The following is a 24,461-nucleotide window of genomic DNA, read 5'->3' on the forward strand; positions in this document are numbered from 1 at the left end:
GTCGCCTCAGCCTTGAAGGTGTTTCAGCAAGCCGGGCAGGTGGTCTTCGAAGTCGGACAACCCGTGGTCGCTGCCCTCCAGCACCTCGCCGTCGCAGCCGGCATAACGGGCCAGCATCTCGTGCCAGTCCAGCAGCTCGTCGCCCTTGGCGATCAGCGCGTAATAGCGCAGCGGCTTGGTCAGCCTCGCCGGTGGCGTCAGGGCGGCCAGTTCCGCCACATGCTGGGCCGTGAACTCGAACTTCAGCTGCGGGTCGTGCCAGGCGGTCAGCGTGCCGATGTGGCGGGACAGGTCGCGCGCCGGGTCGACGGCGGGGTTCAGCACCGCGACGCGCCAGCCGCGATGGGCGTGCTGCTCGGCCAGCGAGGTGGCGTAGAAGCCACCGAGCGAGCTGCCGATGACGGCGGCACCCTCGGATGGCCAGGCCGCCACGATTCCGGCGACAAGGGCCATGGCGTCAAGCGGGGAGGGCGGCAGCTGCGGGCAGGCGAAGGTCAGGCCCGGCTGTGTAGCCGCCCAGGCGGCCATTCGCAGCGCTTTGGCCGAGGCCGGCGACGAGCGAAAGCCGTGCAAATAGAGCAGATGAGTCAACGACATGACGGAAGTTTTTGCGTGAATTTCTGCCGCTCCGCGACGGGGGAGGGCTCCGATTGACGCGAGTGTCGCTCCCAGCCACAGTGCCTGCCTTTCCGCAATCCCGGACCGTCACCCCATGATCCCGATGCCCCGCACCGCCCTGGCCGCCGCCGCCCTGCTCGCGCTGGCTGCGGTTGCCCACGCCCAAACCCCGCCCGCGCCCAATGGCGCCGCTTCGGCCCCCGGCGCCGCCGCTTCGGCACCCGCTCCCGCCCGCCCGCCGGCCGACCCGACGGCGCCCAAGCCCTTTGCCGAGATCATCAAGGGCGCCAAGGAGCAGCCCGGCCTGTTCCCGATCTGGCGCAAGGACGAGAAGGTCTGGATCGAGATCCCCAAGGAAGCCTTCAACAAGCCCTTCCTGTTCAGTGTCAACGTCGCCAACGCCGTCGGCGAGCGCGGCCTGTACGCCAGCCAGATGCTGGGCGACGAGCTGGCCGAATGGCGTCGCATTGGCAACCATGTGCAGCTGATTGCGCTGAACACCAAGTTCCGCACGGACAACCCGTCCAGCAAGCTGGCCATCGAGCAGGCTTTCTCGCCCAGCCTGATCGGCGGCGTGCCGGTCGCCAGCGCCGACCACCCGGACCGCAAGTCGGTGCTGATCGACGCCAGCAACCTGCTGCTGGGCGATATCCCCGGCTATTCCACGCGCCTGGAATTCGCCTACCGCTTGCCGTTCGCGCCTGACCGCGCCAACTCATTCATCGAAGCCACCCGCGCTGATGCCCAGGTTTCCACGCTGACTTCACGCGTGCACTTCGCCACGCCGCGCATTCCCGCGCCGCCGCTGGTTCCCGTGCCCGTGCCTGTGCCCACGCCGCCTCAGGCGACGCCGGATCCGCGTTCGATGTTCTTCAGCTTCGTCTACAGCTTCCGTGCCTTGCCGGAGCAGCCGGCCGCCGTGCGCCATGCCGACCCGCGCCTGGGTCATTTCATGGAGAGCTACAGCGACTTCGGCGACGACCTCAAGGCCAACCCGCGCGTGCACATGATTGCCCGCTGGCGCCTGGAGAAGAAGGACCCGGCCGCCGCCCTGTCCGAGCCGGTGCAGCCCATCGTCTACTGGATGGACAAGAACATCCCGACCAAATACCGCGAGGCGGTCAAGGCCGGCATCGAGGAGTGGAACAAGGCCTTCGAGAAGATCGGCTTCAAGGACGCCGTGCAGGCCAGGCAGCAGCCCGACGATGCCGACTGGGACAACATGGACTCGACGCACGCGTCCATCCGCTGGTTCACCGGCGCCGACGTCGGCTTTGCCATCGGCCCTAGCAACAAGGACCCGCGCACCGGTGAAATCCTGGACGCCGACATCGGCATGAGCGACGTCTTCGGCCGCGGCTCGCGCCGCCTGGCTTCGGACGACGTGCTCGGCTTCGCTGGCCACGATCACGGCAGCAGCTGGATGGGTGAGCGCAGCCTGCGGCTTTCCGAGCAGCAATGCAATTACATGGCCGACCAGGCCAACGAGTTCGGCTTTGCGCTGGATTTGCTGTCCCTGCGGGGCGGGGCAGAGGGCATGGACATGAACGGCCCCGAGGCCGAGGCCCTGGCCCAGGCCGTCATCAAGGACGTGGTCATGCATGAGGTCGGCCACACGCTCGGCCTCAAGCACAACTTCAAGTCCTCCACGACGGTCACCCAGGCCCAACTCAAGGACAAGGCTTTCACCGAGGCCCACGGCATCTCCAACTCGGTGATGGACTACAACGCCTACAACCTGCCGCTCAAGGGCGAGGCCAAGGCCAGCCTGACGAACACCACGCTGGGCGCCTACGACTACTGGGCCATCGAGTACGCCTACAAGCCCATCGCTGCGGAGCAGGAAGCGGCGGAACTCGCCAAGATCGCCGCACGCTCGACCGAGCCCAAGCTGGCCTATGGCGACGACTTCGACCAGGGCGTCGGCGGCCCCTACGATGGCTTCGACCCGCGCACCAACCAGCGCGACCTGGGCGACGACCCGTTGGCCTATGCCAAGAAGCGTCTCAAGCTCAGCCAGGAGCTGTGGGAGCGTGTGCAGTCGCGCCAGGCCGCCGTTGGTGACGACCCGCTGCGCAACCGCCGCTCCATCTTTGAGAGCTTCCGCCAATTGGGCATGACGGCCAACAACGTCAGCAAATACGTGGGCGGCATGCAGGCCGAGCGCGTGGTGCCGGGCATCACGACCGGTCCGGCTTTCAAGCCGGTCGACAACGCCCAGCAGCGCGAGGCCCTGCGCTTCATTGCGGCAGGCCTGCTGTCCAGCGACTCCTTCAAGTTCAAGCCCGAGTTCCTCGTGACCCAGACGCTGGACTACAACGAGTGGGACCGCGGCCTGCCCATCTCCATCCCGGACAGCGTCAGTGCGCTGCAGGGCCGGGTGCTGGACCGCCTGATGTCGCCCAACACGGCGCGCCGTCTCATCGAGCAGGGCGCCTACCTGCCCGAGGCCCAGCGCAAGGGCGCGGTGTCGCTGAGCGAGGTCTATGGCACGCTGCAGGGTGCGATCTTCAGCGAGCTGAAGACCGGTGCCGAGATCGACCGCATGCGCCGCAGCCTGCAACGCGAGTACCTGCGCCGCCTGCAAGGCCAGCTGAACCGTGCGACCAATGGGGCGACGGTGTACGCCGACGCTTTCTCGATGGCACGCTGGCACGCGACTCAGCTCGCCAACGAGCTGCGTGTGGCCTCGGCCAAGCCGGGCCTGTCGGTCGAGACGCGTGCGCATTTGGCGGAGACGCTGGACATGCTGAATTCGATGCTGAAGGCGTCGCTGGTGCGCAGCTGATCGGCTTCGTGCTCAATCAAAGGCCGGCTTCATGCCGGCCTTTTTTCTTGTCTTAGCATGGCCGCCACTTCGAGGGATCCGCCATGTCCACACCCGACAAACTGAATCAATTCGGTGCCAGGAACCTGCCTGGCCATCTGGGCATCGTCTTCACCCAGGCCGACCCCGGCGAGATCAAGGCCGAGCTGGTGGTGCGCGAGGAGCTGATGGCACCCAACGGCTATCTGCACGCCGGCAGCATCGTCACGCTGGCGGACAGCTGCGCCGGCTACGGCTGCATCGCCAACCTGCCGCCGGGCGCGGTGGGCTTCACGACCATCGAGCTGAAGTCCAACCACCTGGGCACAGCGCGCGAAGGGACTATCGCCTGCGTGGCGAGGCCGGTTCACCTGGGCAAGACGACGCAGATCTGGGATGCGGTGGTGACGAACAAGGACACCGGGAAGACGATGGCTTTGTTCAGGTGTACGCAGATGGTGTTGTACGGGAAGTGAGTTGGTGTGGTTTGCTCTTGCAGGCGTCCTCATGACTCGCGTGCAGTGCCGCGGGAATCCGCCCCGCGAGGGCGGGTAACTTTCTTCTGGCGCCGCAGAAGAAAGTTACCCGGCCGCCGGGACGGACTCCCGGCAATGCATCGAGCAGACGCTATTTGGACAGAGCGTCCAACAGCTTCTCGTGGATCCCGCCAAACCCACCATTGCTCATACACAGCAAATGGTCCCCAGGCTTGGCGGCCTTGACGACAGCCGCCACCAACGCATCCACATCCGCACCCACAACCGCTGACGCACCCATCGGCGCCAGCGCCTCTTTCGCATCCCAGCTCAAACCCTGCTGATTGCAAAACGCGAGGTCCACTTCCTCCAGCGCCCAGGGCAACTGAGCCTTCATCGTGCCCAGCTTCATCGTGTTGGAGCGCGGCTCGAATATCGCGAGGATGCGGTCGACGGGCGCAATGCGGCGGCGCAGGCCGTTGACGGTGGTGCGCATCGCCGTCGGGTGATGTGCGAAGTCGTCGTACACCTTGATGCCGCGCACCTCGCCGCGCAGTTCCATGCGGCGCTTGACGTTCTGGAACTCCGCCAGGGCCGCCGCCGATTGCTCGGGCGACACGCCGACATGCTCCGCGGCGGCGATGGCAGCCAGCGCATTCAACTGGTTGTGCTCGCCGAACAGGCTCCACTCGACACGCGCGACCTTGAGGCTGCCGCGCAGCACGTCGAAAGCCTGCGGCTCGCCGCGCGCGCGCAGCATGCCGGCCTCTTCCTTCTTGGCGCCGAAGCGCAGCACCTCGCTCCAGCAGCCGCGCGCGATGACGCGCTGCAAGGCCTCCTCGCGGGCGTTGACGACCAGGCGGCCGCTGGCCGGCACGGTGCGCACGAGGTGATGGAACTGGGTCTCGATGGCGGCCAGGTCCGGGAAGATGTCGGCGTGGTCGTGCTCGAGGTTGTTCAGCACAGCCGTGCGCGGCCGGTAGTGCACGAATTTGCTGCGCTTGTCGAAGAAGGCGGTGTCGTACTCGTCCGCTTCGATGACGAAGGTCTTGCCCTCACCGAGGCGAGCCGACACGCCGAAATTCTGCGGCACACCACCCACCAGGAAGCCGGGCTTGAGGCCGGCATGCGCCAGGATCCAGGCCAGCATCGACGTCGTCGACGTCTTGCCATGCGTGCCGGCCACGGCCAGCACGTGGCGACCCTGCAGCACATGCTCGGCCAGCCATTGCGGGCCCGATGTGTAGGGCAGGCCGGTGTCAAGGATGGCTTCCATCAGCGGGAAACGCTCGCCGCGCGTGATGACATTGCCGATGACGAAGACATCGGGCTTGAGTTCCAGCTGCTCGGCGCCGAAGCCGGTGATGAGCTCGATGCCTAACACCTCGAGCTGGGTGCTCATGGGCGGGTAGACGTTGGCATCGCAGCCGGTGACCTTGTGGCCGGCTTCGCGTGCGAGTGCCGCGAGGCCACCCATGAAGGTGCCGCAGATGCCGAGGATGTGGAGATGCATGTCAACGCGCCCCGAAGGACGTCAAGAGATCAGCGCAATGCGGTGCGTGCGGCCGCGAGGGTGGCGTCGATATCGGCCTGGCTGTGGGCCGCCGACACGAAGCCCGCCTCATACAAGGCCGGAGCAAGATAGATGCCGGCATCCAGCATCGCATGGAAGAAGCGGTTGAAGCGCTCCTTGTCCGTCGTCATGACGGTGGTGTAGTTCTGCGGCAGATCGGGCATCAGGAAGAAGCCGAACATGCCGCCTTCACAGTCGGCGCTGAAGGGCACGCCGTTCTCGGCGGCGACGGCCTTGAGGCCATCGACGAGCTGGCGGGTCTTGGCCGACAGGGCCTCGAAGAAGCCGGGCTTCTGGATCTCGCGCAGCGTTGCCAGCCCGCAGGCCGTGGCCACCGGGTTGCCGGACAGCGTGCCGGCCTGGTAGACGCCACCCAGCGGCGCCAGATGCTGCATGACCGCGCGCCGGGCACCAAAAGCCGCCAGCGGCATGCCGCCGCCGATGACTTTGCCGAAGACCGAGATGTCGGGTGCAAAACCCGGGATGAGCCGGGCGTAGTGAGCCTGGGCGCTGCCGAGGCCGACGCGAAAGCCCGTCATCACCTCATCCAGCACCAGCAGGGCGCCATGCTGGGTGCACAGGCGGCGCATGGCGCTCATGAAGACCACTGACGAGCGCACGAAATTCATGTTGCCGGCGATGGGCTCGACGATGACGCAGGCCAGTTCGCTGCCGTACTGGGCGAAGGCGGCTTCGAGCTGCTCGACGTTGTTGTATTCCAGGACGACGGTGTCGGCCGCGGCTCCCGGCGTGACGCCGGCACTGGTCGGGTGGCCGAAGGTGGCCAGGCCGGAACCGGCTTTCACGAGCAACGCGTCGGTGTGGCCGTGGTAGCAGCCTTCGAACTTGATGAACTTGGCGCGGCCGGTGGCGCCGCGCGCCAGGCGGATGGCGCTCATGGTCGCCTCGGTGCCCGAGCTGACCAGGCGCACCTGGTCCATGCTGGGCACGAGCTTCAAGATCTCCTCGGCCAGCTCGATCTCCCGCTCCGTCGGCGCGCCGAAGGAGAAGCCTTCGGCTGCGGCCTTTGTGACTGCTTCGAGCACGGCCGGGTGGCCGTGGCCGAGGATCATCGGCCCCCAGGAGCCGATGTAGTCGACATAACGCTTGCCTTCGGCGTCATGGATGTAGGCGCCTTCGCCGCGCTGGATGAAGCGCGGCGTGCCGCCGACGGCGCGGAAGGCGCGCACGGGGGAATTCACGCCCCCGGGAATGACGCGCGCGGCGCGCTCGAAGAGCTCTGAATTGCTGGCCATGAGAGAGGAGTCAGGAGATCAATGCATGCGCCGCGGCGTCTTGGGCGGCTGCTCGGGTTCGGGTTCGGGCTCGAAGTCGGGCGGCTCGCCGCCTTCTTCGTCCGCTGCGGGCAGGGCCCAGAAGAAGCGGTCGGGGATGACGTTGCCCATACCGGGACGAAAACCCGCATCCAGCGACTGGTCCAGGAAGGACAAGGCTTCACTGACGGCCGAGTGCAGTTCCGCGCCCACCGACAGCAGCGCCGCGAGCGCCGCCGACAGCGTGTCGCCCGCGCCGACGAAGGCCGTCTCGAAGCGCTCGAACTTCTCCCCGGTGATAGGCCCCTGCGAGTTGGCCAGCACGTTGTCCACGAACTGGTTGGGCAGCTGGATGCCGGTCACCAGCACGTGCTGGGCGCCGGCCTGGGCGGCGGCGACGGCCAGCTCGCGGGCCGACGGCGCGCGCTCGTTGTCCCAATCGGGCAGCAGGAAGTCCGTCATGGTCTTGTGGTTGCCCACCAGCACGGCGGTCTGCGGCAGCACCAGCTCGCGAAGCGCGTCCAGGTACTGCTGCTGGTCGTCCTCGTCGATCCAGGCGACGGAGGGCAGATAGGTCACCAGCGGCACGTCGGGGTAGTCGCTCAGCACCTCGGCCACGGCGCTGACGGCCTCGGCATTGCCCAGGAAGCCGACCTTCCAGGCCGTGATGGGCACGTCTTCCAGGATGTGGCGGGCCTGCTCGGCGACGGTGTCGGCGTCGAGGTTCTCGTGCTCGAAGGTCTCGGCCGTGTCGCGCAGCACGATGGCGGTGACGACGGGCAGGCAGTGCGCGCCCATAGCCGCAATCGTGGCTACATCGCCGGCCAGGCCGCCTGCGCCAGAGGCGTCGCTGGCATTGAAGCTCAGCACGCAAGCTGGCGGCGGGCTTTCCTGTTCGTCTTGGGCATCTTCGGCCGCGGGGTCGGTGGGGAGGGGTGTTGGGCTCATGGGGAAGTCATGGCGGTCGCGGCCAAATAGCAGCCGCAAAGCGTGGAGTCTGCCGCTAAAAGGGCGCTTCTGAGGCCCGGGGCACAGGCGTTTGCCCTCAGCATTGCGCTTTCGAGCCCTGGCTAGAATGATTCGATTGTAGTGAGCAAACTCTAAGCACCGTGAGCGAACCCAGTACCTGGATGTGCCTGATCTGTGGATGGATCTATGACGAAGCAGCGGGCGATCCGGAGCACGGCATCGCGCCGGGCACCGCCTGGGCCGATGTGGACATGAACTGGACCTGCCCCGACTGCGGCGCGCGCAAAGAGGATTTTGAGATGGTGCGCATCTGACTCGGCCTCACATGCCTCACAGGGGGCCGAAAGGGCCGGGCCCCGAGCTGAAGTTCCGAGGAGACGACGTTTGAACGAGCAAGTTTCCGGTGCAGGACCCACCCGCATCCTGGTCATCGACGRCAGCAACACCATCCGCCGCAGCGCGGAGATCTTCCTGAAGCAGGGCGGCCATGAGGTGGCCCTGGCCGAGGACGGCTTCGATGCGTTGGCGAAGCTGGGCGACTTTCATCCCGATCTCGTGTTCTGCGACATCCTGATGCCCCGCCTGGACGGTTATCAGACCTGCGCCATCATCAAGCGCAACCCGCAGTTCTCGGGAGTGCCGGTGATCATGCTGTCGTCAAAAGACGGCCTCTTCGACAAGGCCCGCGGGCGCATGGTGGGCTCGCAGGACTATCTGACCAAGCCTTTCACCAAGGACCAGCTGCTTCAGGCGGTGCTCCAGCACCGTCGGCAAGAAGCGCGTACGTAAAGAGAACTGCCATGAGCATTCACAACATCCTGCTGGTTGACGATTCCAAGACCGAACTGCATGCCTTATCGGAAATGCTGGGCAAGCGCGGCTTCACTGTCCGCACGGCCGAGAACGCCGAAGAGGCCATGAAGCGCCTGGCCGAGGCCAAGCCCGACCTGATCCTGATGGACGTCGTCATGCCCGGCCAGAACGGCTTCCAGCTGACGCGTGCAATCACCCGCGACGAGCGCTACATCGGCATCCCCATCATCATGTGCACGAGCAAGGGCCAGGAGACGGACAAGGTCTGGGGCATGCGCCAGGGCGCCAGCGACTACGTCGTCAAACCCGTCAAGGCCGAAGAGCTGCTGGCCAAGATCAAAGCCCTGGGCTGAAATGATGACGCCCCCACGTTCACTTCGTTCACTGCCCCCCGCGGGGGCGCTTCATCGCCTTCGGGCGGCCGGGCGGCGCTGAGCATGGCAAACAAGACGGCACTCCGCGAACTCCAGCAGCGCTTGGCCGAGCGCATGGCGGCCGCGCGCGAGCAGACGCTCGTGGCGAACTGGCTGGCCGTGGAATGTGCCGGCGTCGGCCTGTTGTTCTCGCTGAAGCAGGCCAGCGAAATCTTCGCGCCCGTGCCCATCAAGCCCGTGCCCTATGCCAAGCCATGGCTGGCGGGCGTGGCCAACCTGCGCGGCGGCTTGTTCACCGTGGTCGACCTGGCCGTCTACCTGGGCTTGCGCGATCCCGCGCCTGGCCGCGCCGTGGCGGTGCAAAGCCGCCTGGTGTCGCTGGGTAGCGACCTGAACCTGAACTGCGCGTTGCTCGTCGACCGGCTGGCCGGCCTGCGCAGCGACGAGCAACTGCCGCTGGCCGAGCAGCAGCCCGCCGGGCCGCTGCCCCGTTTTGCTGGCGCCCTGCGCCGCGACGAAGCTGGGCGCAACTGGCAAGAAATCAATCTCGAAGCGTTGTCGCGGCAGGAGAATTTCCTGCACATCGTCGCGTGATGCGCGCATCTGTTTCCAAGCTTCAAGCCGCGCGCGAGTGCGGCACCACAAACACTGAAGGACGAGGGTGAGATGAGCCTGCTGGACAAAATCAGGGGAAAGTCCGAAGCCGATGATCTGCCGCTGGCGCCGCCGGAAGGCGTCGACACGACCATCGATTCGCGCAGCAACGTCGGCTTCGACGCCACCCGCAACGCCGACTCCACCCTGGCCGGCGTCGAGATTCCCGCGCGCACCGAGGTGTATCCACGCACCGAGGCGCCGTCCATCATTTCGCAGGCGGTGCCCACCGAACCGGGCCCGAACAGCGAGTTCGCGCCCAGCAGCACGATGAGCTTCGCGCCCACCACGCAGGCCGCCGACCCGACCATGCTGCCGCCCAAGGCGGCCACCGGTGCCGAGAAGCTGACCGACCTGTTCGGTCGCCACCGCCAGCGTGCACTGACCGGCCTCGTCGTCCTCGGCCTCGTCGGCACGGCCGTGTCGGTCAGCCTGGTGCTGGCCAGTTCCAGCCGCAGTGCGGCCCAGGTGCGTGCCACCGGTCAGGCGCTGATGCATTCGCAGCGCATGGCCAAGTCCGTGTCCGCGGCCCTCGTCGGCAATCCAGCCGCGTTCGCGGAGCTGCGCGAGTCGGTCAGCACGCTGAGCGGCGTCGTCAACAACCTGCGCACCGGCGAAGGCGACCTGGCGGTCGCGCCGGCCGCCGTGCAGCCGACGCTGGACATGGTCAAGCCGCTGGTCGAACGTGCCGAGAAGAACGGCAAGGTCGTGCAGTCCCAGGAAAAGATCCTGACCCAGGTCGGCCAGGCGCTGCGCGCCATCAACCGGCAGTCCAGCGACCTGCTGGAAAGCGCCGAGGCCGTGTCATCTCAAGCCCTGCAGATCGGCTCGTCGGCGGGTGAAGTCTCTGCCGTCGGCCAGCTTGTCATGCTGACCCAGCGTATCGGCAAGAGCGCCAACGAATTCCTGACCCAGGAAGGCGTCAGCCCCGAGGCGGTGTTCCTGCTGGGCAAGGACTTGAACTCCTTCAAGCTCATCACCGAAGCGCTCATCAGCGGCAGCCCCGAGCTGCGCCTGAACGCGGCACGCGACCCGCAACTGAAGGAACGCCTGCAGACCCTGCTCAAGCAGTACGAGCAGACCCGCACGCAAGCCTCTGCGATTCTGGGCAACCTGCAGGGCCTGGTGTCGGCACGTGAAGCGCAGACGGCCATCCTGAACGATTCCGAGCCGCTGCGTAAGGGCCTGGAGCAGGCCGCTGGCGAGCTGGAAAAGTCCGGCGGCGCGGGCTGGGGCCTGATCGCCTTCATGGTGCTGTCCCTGATTGCCCTGGTGGCCGGTGCCTTCGGTTTCCTGCGCCTGTTCGTGGCCGACCAGTCCGAGCGCGCGGCGCTCGCCGAAGCCTCACGCCGTGAAGCCGAGGCCCAGGAGCAAGAGGCCAAGCGCGTCAACGACGCCAACCAGGCCGCCATTTTGCGGTTGATGAACGAACTGGCCAGCGTCGCTGAAGGCGACCTGACGCAACAAGCGACGGTGACGGAAGACATCACCGGCGCCATCGCCGACTCCGTGAACTACACGGTGGAGGAACTGCGCAACCTGGTCGGCCAGGTGCAGGCCACGGCAGCCCGCGTGACCGACACGACCGGCGCGGTGGACCAGACGTCCACCGACCTGCTGGCGGCCTCCAAGGAGCAGCTGCACGAGATCCGCGCCACCGGCGAGGCCGTGCTCGGCATGGCGAGCCGAATCACCGACGTGTCCGCGCAGGCGCAGACAACGGCCGGTGTGGCGCGCCAGAGCCGTCAGGCTGCCGAGCAGGGTCTCTCCGCGATGCAGAACAACATCGCCGGTATGAACACCATCCGCGACTCCATCCAGGAGACCTCCAAGCGCATCAAGCGACTGGGCGAGTCGTCTCAGGAAATCGGCGAGATCACGGAGCTGATCTCGGACATCACGGAACAGACGAACGTGCTGGCCTTGAACGCCGCCATTCAGGCCGCGTCCGCCGGCGAAGCCGGTCGCGGCTTCTCGGTGGTTGCGGAAGAAGTGCAGCGCCTGGCGGAACGCTCCGGCGACGCGACGCGGCGAATCGCTGCGCTGGTCAAGACCATTCAGACCGACACCCATGACGCGGTGGCCGCCATGGAGCGTTCGACGCGCGGGGTGGTGGAAGGTACGCAGCTGTCTGACGCGGCCGGTAAGGCGCTGGAAGACATCGACAGCGTGTCCCGCCAGCTGGACAACCTGATCGGCCAGATCTCGACCCAGGCCCAGCAGGAAGCCGAGCATGCCAACGAGGTGGCCTCCAACATCCAGCACATCTTCGCGGTGACCGAGCAGACGTCGGAGGGCACGCGCTCCACCGCCCAGATGGTGCATGAGCTGTCGCGCTCTGCCGAGGCGCTGCGCACGTCCGTGTCCCGATTCAAGGTCGCCTGACCGGCCCCGCCCTACCGCATCGAGCGAGAAAGCCCACGCATGGACAGCTCCCTGCGAGACTCCGAACTCCCGGCCGACCTCAGCCCACTGGCCTGGGTGCAGGAGGAGTTACGCCGCTCCCTGGAGTCGGTGCACAAGACCCTGCGCCGCCTCGTGCGCGACAGCGGCGACAACCGCCTCTCCGCCTTTGGCGGTGATGCCCAGCCCAGCGCGCCGCTGCAGCAGGCGGCCGCGCAGTTGCACCAGGTCAGCGGCGTGCTGTCGCTGGTCGGCCTGCCGGCCGGCGCCAGCGTGCTGCGCGCCGCCGAAGTGGCCGTCGCGCGTCTGGCCGAGCGGCCGCTGGAGGTCGAAGCCAGCACCGTCGACACCATCGAACGCGCCGACTTTGCCCTGCTGGCCTATGTCGCCCGCCTGCTGGCTGGCAACAAGACCTCGTCGCTGGCCCTCTACCCGGGCTATCGCGCGCTGCAGCAGCTCAATGGTGCCGATCGCATCCACCCGGCCGACCTCTGGCAGTACGACTGGTCCTGGCGCAGCATTGCGTCCGAAGCCGGTGTGTCGCCGCGTTCGCCCGAGGCCGTGCGCGCGCCTTTTGAAGCCGCATTGCTGCGCCATATGCGCGAGCCCAGCTCGACGCATGCAGCCAATCTTTCCGGCCTGTGCGCTGGTCTGGCAGCCGCCTTGCCCGCTGGCACGACGCGCACGCTGTGGCAGCTCGCCGCCGCCGTCTTCGAAGGCCAGGCGCTCAAGCTGATTCCCAGCGACGGCTATGCCAAACGCCTGGGCTCCAAGCTGCTGCATGAACTGCGCCTCGTTGGCCATGGCGACCAGATGGATCCGGCGCGCGAACGTCTGGCCCAGGACCTGCTGTTCTTCTGTGCCCAGTGCCGCGTCAACCAAGGCGCCGGCCCGCGCCTGACAGCGGTGCATGAAACCTACCGCCTCACTGATGAGCATGCCGGCGACTACGAGGACGCCGGCCTCGGCCGCATCGATCCTGCCTGGGTCGCGCAAGCCAAGCGCCGCGTGATTTCAGCCAAGGAAAGCTGGTCCAGCGCCGCCGAAGGCGACCAGCACCGCCTGGCCGGCCTGGACGAGCAGTTCGCCGGTCTGGCCGATTCGCTGACCCGCCTCTTCCCCAGCGGTGAAGTGCTGGCTCAGACACTGCAGCGCGCCGTCGTCGCGACGCTGCGCTCGCGCAGCACGCCGCCACCCGCGCTGGCCATGGAAATCGCCACCAGCCTGCTCTATGTCGAAGCCGCGCTGGAAGACGCCGCGTTCGACCAGCCCGAGCAGGCCGATCGCGTGCGTCGCCTGGCGCGCCGCGTCGAGGCCGTGGCCCATGGCCAGACGCCCGAGCCGCTGGAAGACTGGATGGAGGACCTGTACCGCCGGGTCTCCGACCGCCAGACCCTGGGCAGCGTCGTGCACGAGCTGCGTGCCAGCCTGTCGGAAGTCGAGAAGCAGTGCGACGAATACTTCCGCGACCCGGCCCGGCGTGAGCTGCTGATTCCCGTGCCCGGCCAGTTGCAGGCGATGCGCGGCGTGCTCAGCGTGCTGGGCCTGGACCAGGCGGCGCAGGCCACCGTTCGCATGCGCGACGAGGTCGACGGCCTGGCCAACACCGAGATCGATTTCGAGCGCGCCAGCGCCCGTGGCGTGTTTGAGCGCCTGGCCAACAACCTCGGCGCCCTGGGTTTCCTGATCGACATGCTCAGCGTCCAGCCTCAGCTGGCCAAGCGCATGTTCCAGTTCGACGACGCTAGCGGCCGCCTGGACGCCGTCATGGGCCGCCGCGAAGGCGCCGTCGAGCTGCCGAGTTTCGAGGCCAGCGGCTTCCACGTCGACCTGGGCGACGAATCGGCCCAGATTGCCGCTCCCGCCGCCTACGACGCCACCCAGCCCTTGCGCATCGACCTGGGGACGCTGGACCTGCCCGACCTCAGCCTGCCCGACGTCGACCTGTCGCAGCCGGCCGCTCCCGCACCCGTTCCCGTGGTTGCTCCCCCGCCGCCCGCGCCCAGCGTCGCGGACGACCCCGAGATGCGCGAGATCTTCCTCGAGGAAGCCGACGAGGTCATCGGCAACGCCCGGGCCGCGCTGGAAGAGCTGCGCCAGGCCCCCGCCGACCACGGCCAGCTCACCATCGTGCGTCGCGCCTTCCACACCCTCAAGGGCAGCGCCCGCATGGTCGGCCTGGACCCCTTCGGTGAAGGTGCCTGGGCCTGCGAACAGCTCTACAACGCCCGCCTCGCCGAAGCCACCCCCCAGTCCGACGCCGCCTTGCTGGGCTTCACCACCGAGGCGCTGGACTACTTTGCCCACTGGCGCAACCAGATTGCTGGCACGGAACCGGGCCACAGCTTGCCCGACCCGGTGCGCCGCAGTGCCGATTCGCTGCGCCTGCATGGCCAGCCCCTGCCTATTGCCGTTTCGGCTGCTCCGGCCGCCGAAGCCATCGAAGCGGTAGAAGCCCAAGGCCTCGACCTGCCGCTGGACGCCGCGACCCCGGTCGAAGCCATCGAGCGTGGCCCCGAGGTCATGGCCGAGCCGGCAGCAGAACCCATCGTCGCCGCGCTGCCGGCGGAGATGGAGGAGACGCCGCCGCTGGTGCCCGACTTCGTTCTCGAGCTTGGCGCACCGGCCAACGAGGCCCCCATCGAGGCTGACCTCGACCTCGCCCTGCCCGAGGTCACGCTGGATCTCGACCCGACCGAACTACCCGCCGAGCTGGTCAGCGAGTTCGACGCCCACGCACCGACCGAACCCCTGCCGCTGCCACCCACGCCTGATGAAGAGCCGACCTTGGCCAACTTCGGCGTCGTGCTGGATCTGGACGAGCCTGAGCCTGTCATTGCCGCCGAACCCCTGGCCGAGCCCCCGGTCCGGCCGGAGGAGTCCACGCTGGCCCTGCACAAGCTGCTCGAGGAGGACGAGGAGCCGGCCGCGCCGGTTCTCACGCTGGTCAGCCCTGCCGAGCCGGAGCTGGAACCTGAACCCGAGTCGGCCGACCCCGACGAAGGCTTCAAGGTCATCGGCTCGCTGCGCATCAGCATCGCGCTGTTCAACATCTTCCTGAACGAGGCTGACGAGCTGTCGCGCAAGCTGTCCATCGGCCTGGCCGAGTGGGCCGTCGAGCTCAGCCATCCGGTGCCGCAGAGCTGCGAAGTGCAGGCTCACGCCCTGGCCGGCAATGCGGCCACGGTGGGCTACGAGGATCTCTCCATCCTGGCCCGGGAACTCGAGCACACCCTGGGTCGCGCCCATCGCGCCGTGCGCTACGAGCAGGCCGACGCCGAACTGTTCGTGCGCGCCGCCGACGACATCCGCCGCCTGCTGCACCAGTTCGCAGCCGGCTTCCTGAAGCCCAACGATCCCGAGGTCGTCGCGCAGCTGCATGCCTACGAGCCGCAGGAAGAGTCCTTCACGGCATCCGCGCCCCTGGATGCGCTGCCTGTGCCAGCCCTGCACGACACCCTCGCCGGCGACCTGGATGACCAGGTCACCGTGGCTGCTGATCTGCCGGAGCCCGTCGTTGATCTCGCCGATTTCGTCGACCTGGCCGAACCCCTCGTCGAGCCCATTGCCGAGCCGGCCGCAGAGACGGTTGCCGAGGCTGTGCCGCAAACCGAGCCTGCCCCGCTGCTGGCGGCCGACGACGAGCCCGAGCCGGGCCTGCCCGACCACATCGAGCCCGACCTCTATCCCATCTTCGAGGAGGAAGGGCGCGACCTGCTGGAACAACTGCACGGTGCGCTGCGCGACTGGTTGGCCCATCCGGGCGAGCTGGGTCGCTCCGACGCCTGCATGCGTGCTCTGCACACCTTCAAGGGTGGCGCCCGCCTGGCCGGCGCCATGCGCCTGGGCGAGCAGGCCCACAACCTCGAATCCGCCATCGAGAACCTGCTGAGGGCCGGCAGCGCCAACCACAGCCAGGTCCAGGCGCTGCAGCATGAGGGTGATGCCCTCGAGCACGCCTTCGAGGAACTCGGTCGCCGGCTCGCATCTGCCGCCGTGCCAGCCGCGCCGGCCATCGTCGCCCCGCCGCCGCCCGCACCCGCTGCCAAGCCGCCGGTCGTTGTCGAGGCGGCTGCGCCGGCGCCTGAACCTGAGCGCCTGCTGGCCGAGATTGCCCAAGCCGATGTGCGGCCGGTCGCATCCACGTTCGTCGAGAAGCCCGCCGAACCAGCGCGCGAGATCGACTGGAGCCGCTTCACCGACACCGCCGAGGTCGCTGCCGGCAGCGACAACCTCGCCATCGGCCAGGCCCTGGTGCGTGTGCGCGGCAGCTTGCTGGAGCGCATGGCCACGCAGGCCGGTGAGGTCAGCATCCGCCGTGCGCGGATGGAGTCCGAGCTGGTCCAGATGAAGGGCGCGCTGCTTGACCTGGACGACAACCTGGAGCGCCTGCGCGCCCAGTTGCGCGAGCTGGATCTGCAAGCCGAGGCCCAGATGCACGCCCAGCAAGAGGCGGCGCAGCAGGGCGGCCGCGAGTTCGACCCGCTGGAGTTCGACCGCTACACGCGCTTCCAGGAACTGACCCGCATGCTGACCGAGTCGGTGGGTGACGTGGCCACGCTGCAGCGCACACTGGGCCGCAACGTCCAGACCGGCGAAGACGAGCTGGCCGCGCAATCCCGGCTGACGCGCGAGCTGCAGGACGACCTGCTGCGCACCCGCCTCGTCGACTTCGACAGCATCGGCGAGCGCATGCACCGCGTCGTGCGGCAGGCTGCCCGCGATGCCGGCAAGCAGGTCAAGCTGGAGATCACCGGCGGCCAGACCGAACTGGACCGCTCGGTGCTGGAACGTACCGCTGGGGCCTTCGAGCATCTGCTGCGCAACAGCGTCGCTCACGGCATCGAGTCGCCCGAGGTGCGCACGGCTTCGGCCAAGGACCCGGTCGGCACGTTGCGCATCGAGGTCAGCCAGCACGGCAACGAAGTGCTGCTGAATTTCTCCGACAACGGCGCCGGCCTCAACCTCGGACGCATCCGCGAGCGCGGCCTGCAGCTCGGGTTGATCTCGCCCGACGCCGAGCCTGACGACGCGCAGCTCAAGCGCCTGATCTTCGCGCCGGGCTTCTCCACGGCCAGCCAGGTTACCGAGTTGAGCGGCCGCGGCATCGGCATGGACGTCGTGCGTGCCGAGGTCGGCACGCTGGGCGGCACCATCGAAACCACGTCGACCACCGGCCAGGGCACCAGCTTCCTGCTGCGCCTGCCGCTCACCACGGCGCTGACGCAGGTCGTGCTGCTGAAGAGCTCCGATCAGGTCATCGCCGTCCCCGCGGCGCTGATGCAGTCAGTGCAGCGCGTGCCCGTCGATGCAGTCGAGGCGGCCTATGCCACCGGCAAGCTGCAGCATGGCGGTGTCGAGATGCCCTTCTACTGGCTGGGCGGCCTGCTCGGCCACGCGGGCCGTGGCCATGTCCATGGCCGCCACACCCATGTGGTGCTGGTGCGCAGCGCCCAGGGCGCACTGGCCCTGCACGTGGATGAGGTCGTCGGCAACCAGGAAGTTGTCGTCAAGAACCTCGGCGCCCAGCTCAACCGCGTACCGGGCCTGGCGGGCATCAGCCTGCTGGCTTCGGGCGAAGTGGCGCTGATCTACAACGTCGTGGCACTCGCCGACTGGTACGGCCTCGACGCCCAGGCCCGGCTGGCGGCGGCCCATGCCATGTCGCTGGGCGAAACGCCGCAGCAGACCGCACCGGTCGTCGAGACGGTGACGCAGGCGCCGCTCGTCCTCGTCGTCGACGACTCGCTGACGGTGCGTCGCGTGACCCAGCGCTTCCTCGAGCGCGTCGGCCTGCGCGTCATGCTGGCCAAGGACGGCCTGGATGCGATGGAGAAGCTGTCGGGTGACGAGTTGCCTTCGGTGGTACTGTCCGACATCGAAATGCCCCGTATGGACGGTTTCGACCTGGTGCGCAACATGCGCGCCGACTCGCGGCTGGCTGCTCTGCCCGTCATCATGATCACCTCGCGCATTGCCCAGAAGCACCGCGACTACGCAGCTCAGCTGGGTGTCGACCACTACCTGGGCAAGCCCTACGATGAGGAGTATCTGCTCGGGTTGATCCAGCAGTTCACCCAGCAGACCGTGGCGGCCTGAGCCCCCCATGTCCCAGGTTGTCGACCATCTTGCTGAACTGACCGGTTTTCGTGACCGGGATGTCATGGACGTCACCCTGGTCATGGCGCTGCGTGACCTGCTGGAGCCCGAGTCCGTCGCGATCTACCGCAGCGTCGGCGAGCCGGGCGACGAACGTTGGCTGACCCGTGCCCATCTGCGCGCGGGTGATGCGGTCGCGTCGGCCGACCCGCTGTGGGCCAAGCCTGGTGCGCTGCCGAAGGCGACCGACCATCCGCTGCGCCTGGAAGCCATGCGCAGCCGCAGCGTCACCCAGGTGGCCCAGGGCGGCCAGTGGCTGTATCTGTTCCCGATCGCCACCGACCGCGACGTCATCGGCGTCATCGAGATCCTGTCCACGCGGCGCCTGGGCACGGGCGCGCAGCGCATGGTCAGCAGCGTGCTGCGGATCTATCACAACTTCCAGGGCCTGCTCGACTACTCCGAGCGTGACACGCTGACGGGGTTGCTGAACCGCAAGACCTTCGACGAGAGCTTCCTGAAGGTGCTGTCGGACATCCCGACGCGTGCCGACGTGACGCACGAGGCCGAGGACCGTCGCCACGAGACGGCCATCCAACACTATGTGCTCGGCGTGATCGACATTGATCACTTCAAGACCGTCAATGACCGCTTCGGGCACCTGATCGGCGACGAAGTGCTGTTGTTGCTGTCGCGCCTGATGCGCGGCTCTTTCCGCTTTCACGACATGCTCTATCGCTTCGGCGGCGAGGAGTTCGTCGTGCTGATGCGCTGCGACGAGGAGATCCACGCGGGCGAGGCCTTCGAGCGCCTGCGCCTGAACACCGAACGCTACGCCTTCCCGCAGGTGGGCCGCATCACCGTCAGCATCGGCTTCACCGAGGTGCGCCCGGGCGACGGGCCAGCCGATGCCTTCGAGCGCGCCGACAAGGCGGTCTATCACGCCAAGGGCCATGGCCGCAACCAGGTCCACAACTACGCGGCCCTGGTGGCCAGCGGCGTGATCCAGGAATCGGCACAGCTCAGCGACGTCGAGCTGTTCTGAAGCCGCCGCGCTGAAGCATTCGTCACCCGCGCAAGACCGCAGGCTGACCTTTTTGCTCTCCGTTCATCGCCTGACGACGGCGTAGCGGGCCAGCGTGCGCTCCCGTGCGATGGCGTGGTCGACGATAGGGCGCGGGTAGACGCTGCCCTGCATCTGCAGCGGCGCGCGCGTCCAGGGCTCGTGGATGGTCTTGGCCGGCAGCTCCGCCAGTTCGGGGCAGTAGCGGCGGATGAAGCGGCCCTGCGCGTCGAACTTCTCGCTCTGGCTCACCGGGTTGAAGATGCGGAAATAGGGCTGGGCGTCGCAGCCGCTGCTGCTGGCCCATTGCCAGCCACCGTTGTTGGCCGCGAGGTCGAAGTCCAGCAGCTGCTGCGCGAAATAAGCCTCGCCGCGTTGCCAGGCGATGCCGAGATCCTTGGTCAGGAAGCTGGCCGTCACCATGCGCAGGCGGTTGTGCATATAGCCCGTCTGGTTGAGCTGGCGCATGGCGGCGTCCACCAGCGGGTAGCCGGTGCGGCCCTCGCACCAGGCGGCGAACAGCGCGTCGGCTTCAGCGCCGGTCTCCCAACGGATGGCGTCGTACTCGGGCTTGAAGGCCGCCGTCATCGCATGCGGGTGGTGGTGCATGACCTGGTGATAGAAGTCGCGCCAGATCAGTTCTGACAGCCAGACCTCGGCGCCATGTTCGCCGCCCAGCATCCGCTGGTGCGCGATGCGCGCGAGGCGCCGGATCGACACCGTGCCGAAGCGCAGGTGCACGCTCAGATAGCTCGGCCCCTTCATCGCCGGGAAGTCCCGCCTGCTGTCATACGCGTCGATGCGGTTCAGGAAGTCCTCCAGCAGCGCCTCGGCGCCGCGGACGCCCTGGCCGACATGCTCGGTCAGCCCGGCGGGCTTGAAGCCGATTTCTTCGAGTTTGGGGATCTCAGTGGCCAGCTTGCTCTTCGCCAGCGCATGCGCATGCCGCTCGATGGGATAGCTGCCCAGATAGAACTCATCCACCTTGCGCAGCCAGGCGTTCTTGTAGGGTGTGAACACGCTGTACGGCCCACCCGCGGCCGTCATGACCTCGCCGCGCTCGAAGATGACATGGTCCTTGAAGGTGCGCAGCTCGGCATTGAGGGGTTTCAGCAGGTCGGCCACCAGCGCGTCGCGCATCAGCGCCTGCGGTTCGTCGTCGTGGTTGGTGAACACGGCCTGCGCGCCCAGCTCGGCCACCAGGCGCGGGATCTCGTCCGCCGCAAAGCCATGCCGCACGATCAGCGCCCCGCCGAGCTTGCGCAGGTCCTCGTCCAGCACCTGCAGCGCGCCCAGGATGAACTCGACGCGTCGGTCCGCGCGTGGCAGGGCGTCGAGGATGTCGCGGTCCAAGACGAAAGCGCAGAAGACCTGTTTCGCGCTGCGCAGCGCGTGATACAGCGCGGCCTGGTCGCCCGCGCGCAGGTCGCGGCGAAACCAGACAAGAGCGCGGTCAAGGTGAGCAGGCATGGGCGCAGATTAAGGTCTTTGCACGCCCGCCCAGGCTGGGCGACCTCGGCAAGCACCAGTCTCCCGGGCGATAAAGCGCTGAAGCGCAAAGCGGCCAGAATAAAATGCCGCCATGCCCGCCGACCGGATCGTCCTGACCAACCAATTCCTCATCGCCATGCCCGGCATGGCCGACGAGGCCTTCGCAGGCACCGTGGTCTACCTCTGCGAGCACAACGACAACGGCGCCCTGGGCCTCGTCATCAACAAACCCATCTCTCTGACGCTGGGCAATCTGTTCGAGAAGGTTGAGCTCAGCCCACCGGCCGAACCGCTGGCCGACAGCCCCGTCTTCTATGGCGGCCCGGTGCAGACCGACCGCGGTTTCGTGCTGCACGAGCCGCTGGACGAAGAGGGCGGCCACTACAACGCGACGCTGGCCGTGCCTGGCGGCCTGGAGATGACGACCAGCCGCGACGTGCTTGAAGCGCTCTCCAACGGCGCCGGCCCCAGGAAGATCTTTGTCACGCTCGGCTACAGCGGTTGGGCCGCGGGCCAGCTCGAAGAGGAAATCGGCCGCAACGGCTGGCTGACGGTGGACGCGGCGCCCGAGATCATCTTCGACACTCCGGTGGAGCAGCGCTACGAGCGCGCACTGGCCCTGCTGGGCGTGGACCCACGCATGCTCAGCTCGGACGCGGGGCACGCATGATGGCGGCGTTGGCGCCGTCGCATCAGATCTTTCTTGCTTTTGACTTTGGCACCCGACGCATCGGCGTCGCCTCGGGCACACGCTTGCTCGGTTCGGCCGAGCCGCGTGCCACGGTCAGGAGTGGCGATTTCGACGCGATTGCCGCCCTCGTCAAGACCTGGCAGCCCGACGCCCTCGTCATCGGCGTGCCGCGCCACCCCGACGGCGCGCCGCACGAGATGACGGCCAAGGCACAGAATTTCGGCCGCAGGCTGGCCGGGCGCCATCACCTGCCGGTCTTCGAAGTGGACGAGCGCTACACCAGTGTTGAAGCCGAGGCTGAAGGCGCGCACGACGTGGACGCCGCAGCGGCCGCCCTCATCCTTGAACAATTTTTCCGGGAACATCCATGAGTGACCTCAAGCTGGACGCTGAAGGCCTTTACCTCGAGCTCAGGCGCGGCGTGCAGCGACTGCTGACCGCCGACACCGCCCTCGTGGGCATCTGGAGCGGCGGCGCCTGGCTGGCCGAGCGCCTGGCCGTCGACCTGGGCCTGGCCGACGCCGGCACCATCTCCAGCGTGCTGCACCGCGACGACTTCGGCTCGCGGGGCCTGGCCAAGGCCGACCACACCTCGCTGCCTTTCGACGTCAACGGCCGCGACATCCTGCTCATCGACGACGTGCTCTACACCGGCCGCACGACGCGGGCCGTGCTCAACGAGTTGTTCGACTTCGGCCGCCCGGCGAGCGTGCAGCTGGCGGTGCTGGTGGACCGCGGCGGGCGGCAGCTGCCGATCGAGCCGGCGTTCTCTGCGGCCCGCGTCACGCTCGCCGCAGACCAGAGCCTGCGCCTCGCGCGCGCCGACGGGGGCCGATTTGCCTTTGAGGTGAAGTGATGCTTTCCAAACGCAACCCCCAGCTCAACAAGCACGGCGAGCTGATCCACCTGCTGTCCACCGAAGGCCTGCCGCGTGCGGTCATGGAGCAGATCCTGGACACCGCGGGCAGCTTCCTCTCGGTCAACGACCGTGAGGTCAAGAAGGTGCCGCTGCTGCGCGGCAAGTCGGTGTTCAACCTGTTCTTCGAGAACAGCACCCGCACCCGCACCACCTTCGAGATCGCCGCCAAGCGCCTGTCGGCCGACGTCATCAACCTGGACATCGCGCGCAGCTCCACGGCCAAGGGCGAGACGCTGCTGGACACGGTGGCCAACCTCAGCGCCATGCACGCCGACATGTTCGTCGTGCGCCACAGCGAGAGCGGCGCGCCCCACCTGATCGCCCAGCATTGCGCGCCGCACGTGCACGTTGTCAACGCCGGCGACGGCCGCCACGCCCACCCGACTCAAGGGCTGCTGGACATGTACACGATCCGGCACTTCAAGAAAGACTTCCGCAACCTGACCGTATCCATAGTCGGCGACATCGTTCACTCGCGCGTCGCTCGCAGCGACATCCACGCGCTCAACATCCTGGGCGTGCCGGAGATCCGCGCGGTGGGCCCCAAGACCCTGGTCCCCGGCGACCTGCGCGACATGGGCGTGCGCGTCTGCCACGACATGGCCGAAGGCGTGAAGGACGCCGACGTCATCATCATGCTGCGCCTGCAGAACGAGCGCATGAACGGCGGCATGCTGCCCAGCAGCGGCGAGTTCTTCAAGCACTTCGGCCTGACGCCCGACAAGTTGCGCCTGGCCAAGCCCGACGCCATCGTCATGCACCCGGGGCCCATCAACCGCGGCGTCGAGATCGCGTCCGAAGTGGCCGACGGCAAGAGCAGCGTCATCCTGCCGCAGGTCACCTTCGGCATCGCGGTGCGCATGGCCGTCATGGCCATCCTGGCTGGCAACGAGGCATGAGCATGAAGATCCTGATCAAAGGCGGCCGACTGATCGACCCGGCGTCCAATCTCGACCGCATCGGCGACGTCGCCATCGCGAACGGCCGCATCGTGCATCTGGGCGCCGTGGCTGACTTCGGTGCTGACCGCACGGTTGACGCGAGCGGCCTCATCGTCGCGCCCGGCCTCGTCGACCTGTGCGCCCGGCTGCGCGAGCCCGGGCACGAGCATGAAGGCCTGCTCGAAAGCGAACTCGCCGCAGCGGCCGCTGGTGGCGTGACCAGCCTGGTCTGCCCGCCCGACACCGACCCGGTGCTCGACGAGCCCGGTCTGGTGGAGATGCTGAAGTTCCGTGCCCGCAAGCTGAGCCGCTGCCGCCTGTTTCCGCTCGGCGCGCTGACGCGCCAGTTGAACGGCACGGCACTCACCGAGATGGCCGAACTGACCGAAGCCGGTTGCATCGGCTTCTCGCAGGCCGAGGTGCCGATCAAGGACACGCTGGTGCTGAGCCGGGCGCTTCAATACGCCGCCACCTATGGCTACACGGTCTGGCTGCGCCCGCAGGACGCGTATCTCGGCGGTGGCGTCGCGGCCAGCGGTTCGGTCGCGACGCGGCTGGGGCTGTCCGGCGTGCCCGTCAGCGCCGAGACAGTGGCGCTGCACACCATTTTTGAATTGGTACGCGCCACGGGCGCCCGGGTGCATGTGTGCCGCCTGTCCAGCGCCGCCGGCGTCGAGCTGGTGCGCGCGGCCAAGCGCGAGGGCCTGCCCGTCACGGCGGACGTGTCCATCAATTCGCTGCACCTCAGTGACGTCGACATCGGCTACTTCGATTCGGCCATGCGCCTGACGCCGCCGCTGCGCCAAGGCCGTGATCGCGATGCGCTGCGCGCGGGCCTCGCCGATGGAACTATTGACGCGCTGGTGTCCGACCACATGCCCGTGACGACCGACGAGAAGGCTGTGCCCTTTGCCGAGGCCACGCCGGGCGCGACGGGCCTGGAGCTGCTGCTGAGCCTGGCGCTGCGCTGGGCCCAGGATTCCAAGCTGCCGCTGCAGCGTGCGCTGGCCGTCGTGACGGCCGAACCGGTGCGGGTGCTGGGCAGCGCACTCGGCTCTTTGTCCGCCAGCGCCGGTCGCCTGGTGGAAGGTGGCGTCGCCGATGTCTGCGTGTTCGACGCGGCGGCGAGCTGGTCCGTCACGCCCGACGCCCTGGCCAGCCAGGGCAAGCACACGCCGTTTGCCTTCGCCTCCAGCGGTTTCGAGCTGCCCGCGCGTGTGCGTTGCACCCTTGTCGCCGGCCACGTCGCCTATGAAGGATGACGGCCCCCACGCGCGCTTCGCACGCTGCCCCCCGA

At 67.7% G+C, this 24,461-nt stretch carries 19 protein-coding genes; 14 read left to right on the forward strand and 5 right to left on the reverse strand.

Features of this window, described 5'->3' with window-relative positions; translation table 11 throughout:
- Positions 1-6: 6 nt before the first annotated feature.
- On the reverse strand, positions 7-597 hold the full coding sequence (locus AC1DW0_RS16170; protein WP_477946878.1) for a YqiA/YcfP family alpha/beta fold hydrolase: 591 nt from the start codon (positions 595-597) through the stop codon (positions 7-9).
- Positions 598-721: 124 nt separating this feature from the next.
- On the opposite strand from AC1DW0_RS16170, the gene AC1DW0_RS16175 reads away from it, so the two are divergent.
- Both AC1DW0_RS16175 and AC1DW0_RS16180 read left to right on the forward strand, forming a co-directional pair.
- A complete protein-coding gene (locus AC1DW0_RS16175; protein ID WP_477946880.1) occupies positions 722-3,406 on the forward strand; it encodes a zinc-dependent metalloprotease in 2,685 nt (894 codons plus the stop codon).
- 83 nt (positions 3,407-3,489) lie between these two features.
- Positions 3,490-3,900 carry a PaaI family thioesterase gene (locus tag AC1DW0_RS16180; RefSeq protein ID WP_457325307.1) on the forward strand — a complete coding sequence of 137 codons (411 nt, stop codon included), beginning with the start codon at positions 3,490-3,492 and terminating at the stop codon, positions 3,898-3,900.
- Between the two features lie 151 nt (positions 3,901-4,051).
- Here AC1DW0_RS16180 and mpl read toward each other — a convergent pair whose 3' ends face one another.
- Genes mpl through thiD form a run of 3 tightly spaced genes read right to left on the reverse strand, consistent with a single transcriptional unit; the run spans position 4,052 to position 7,695 of the window.
- On the reverse strand, positions 4,052-5,413 hold the full coding sequence (gene mpl / locus AC1DW0_RS16185; protein ID WP_477946882.1) for a UDP-N-acetylmuramate:L-alanyl-gamma-D-glutamyl-meso-diaminopimelate ligase: 1,362 nt from the start codon (positions 5,411-5,413) through the stop codon (positions 4,052-4,054).
- Between the two features lie 29 nt (positions 5,414-5,442).
- Complete coding sequence (gene hemL, locus AC1DW0_RS16190; protein WP_477946884.1) at positions 5,443-6,729, reverse strand: glutamate-1-semialdehyde 2,1-aminomutase; 1,287 nt, start codon at positions 6,727-6,729, stop codon at positions 5,443-5,445.
- 18 nt (positions 6,730-6,747) lie between these two features.
- Entirely contained in the window at positions 6,748-7,695 is a 948-nt protein-coding gene (gene thiD / locus AC1DW0_RS16195; RefSeq protein ID WP_056199479.1) for a bifunctional hydroxymethylpyrimidine kinase/phosphomethylpyrimidine kinase, read from the reverse strand.
- Between the two features lie 182 nt (positions 7,696-7,877).
- On the opposite strand from thiD, the gene AC1DW0_RS16200 reads away from it, so the two are divergent.
- The 7 genes from AC1DW0_RS16200 to AC1DW0_RS16230 all read left to right on the forward strand — a co-directional run bounded on the left by AC1DW0_RS16200 (position 7,878) and on the right by AC1DW0_RS16230 (position 19,104).
- Positions 7,878-8,030, forward strand: coding sequence for a rubredoxin (locus AC1DW0_RS16200; protein ID WP_056199756.1), 153 nt, complete (start codon positions 7,878-7,880; stop codon positions 8,028-8,030).
- Positions 8,031-8,100: 70 nt separating this feature from the next.
- Positions 8,101-8,505, forward strand: a complete 405-nt coding sequence (locus tag AC1DW0_RS16205) for a response regulator (protein ID WP_477946887.1) — start codon at positions 8,101-8,103, stop codon at positions 8,503-8,505.
- A gap of 11 nt (positions 8,506-8,516) precedes the next feature.
- Entirely contained in the window at positions 8,517-8,882 is a 366-nt protein-coding gene (locus tag AC1DW0_RS16210; protein WP_056199473.1) for a response regulator transcription factor, read from the forward strand.
- An 84-nt stretch (positions 8,883-8,966) separates the two neighbouring features.
- Positions 8,967-9,497 carry a chemotaxis protein CheW gene (locus AC1DW0_RS16215; RefSeq protein ID WP_056199470.1) on the forward strand — a complete coding sequence of 177 codons (531 nt, stop codon included), beginning with the start codon at positions 8,967-8,969 and terminating at the stop codon, positions 9,495-9,497.
- A gap of 72 nt (positions 9,498-9,569) precedes the next feature.
- On the forward strand, positions 9,570-11,942 hold the full coding sequence (locus AC1DW0_RS16220; protein ID WP_457354316.1) for a methyl-accepting chemotaxis protein: 2,373 nt from the start codon (positions 9,570-9,572) through the stop codon (positions 11,940-11,942).
- 39 nt (positions 11,943-11,981) lie between these two features.
- Positions 11,982-18,059, forward strand: a complete 6,078-nt coding sequence (locus AC1DW0_RS16225; RefSeq protein WP_477946890.1) for a hybrid sensor histidine kinase/response regulator — start codon at positions 11,982-11,984, stop codon at positions 18,057-18,059.
- 7 nt (positions 18,060-18,066) lie between these two features.
- On the forward strand, positions 18,067-19,104 hold the full coding sequence (locus AC1DW0_RS16230; RefSeq protein ID WP_056199460.1) for a GGDEF domain-containing protein: 1,038 nt from the start codon (positions 18,067-18,069) through the stop codon (positions 19,102-19,104).
- A gap of 63 nt (positions 19,105-19,167) precedes the next feature.
- Here AC1DW0_RS16230 and AC1DW0_RS16235 read toward each other — a convergent pair whose 3' ends face one another.
- Entirely contained in the window at positions 19,168-20,592 is a 1,425-nt protein-coding gene (locus AC1DW0_RS16235; RefSeq protein ID WP_477946892.1) for a cryptochrome/photolyase family protein, read from the reverse strand.
- Positions 20,593-20,704: 112 nt separating this feature from the next.
- On the opposite strand from AC1DW0_RS16235, the gene AC1DW0_RS16240 reads away from it, so the two are divergent.
- The 5 genes from AC1DW0_RS16240 to AC1DW0_RS16260 are packed head-to-tail and all read left to right on the forward strand — an operon-like array spanning position 20,705 to position 24,426.
- Positions 20,705-21,283 carry a YqgE/AlgH family protein gene (locus tag AC1DW0_RS16240; RefSeq protein WP_056199455.1) on the forward strand — a complete coding sequence of 193 codons (579 nt, stop codon included), beginning with the start codon at positions 20,705-20,707 and terminating at the stop codon, positions 21,281-21,283.
- Positions 21,280-21,675, forward strand: coding sequence for a Holliday junction resolvase RuvX (ruvX, locus tag AC1DW0_RS16245; RefSeq protein ID WP_457354310.1), 396 nt, complete (start codon positions 21,280-21,282; stop codon positions 21,673-21,675). The genes AC1DW0_RS16240 and ruvX overlap by 4 nt, the downstream gene beginning before the upstream one ends.
- Positions 21,672-22,160 (forward strand): bifunctional pyr operon transcriptional regulator/uracil phosphoribosyltransferase PyrR, encoded by a 489-nt coding sequence (gene pyrR / locus AC1DW0_RS16250; protein WP_056199449.1) that lies wholly within the window; start codon positions 21,672-21,674, stop codon positions 22,158-22,160. The genes ruvX and pyrR overlap by 4 nt, the downstream gene beginning before the upstream one ends.
- Positions 22,160-23,122 carry an aspartate carbamoyltransferase catalytic subunit gene (locus tag AC1DW0_RS16255; protein ID WP_056199446.1) on the forward strand — a complete coding sequence of 321 codons (963 nt, stop codon included), beginning with the start codon at positions 22,160-22,162 and terminating at the stop codon, positions 23,120-23,122. The genes pyrR and AC1DW0_RS16255 overlap by 1 nt, the downstream gene beginning before the upstream one ends.
- 2 nt (positions 23,123-23,124) lie before the next feature.
- On the forward strand, positions 23,125-24,426 hold the full coding sequence (locus AC1DW0_RS16260) for a dihydroorotase (RefSeq protein ID WP_477946895.1): 1,302 nt from the start codon (positions 23,125-23,127) through the stop codon (positions 24,424-24,426).
- Positions 24,427-24,461: the final 35 nt, after the last annotated feature.

Source organism: Roseateles sp. P4_D2, from assembly GCF_056401875.1.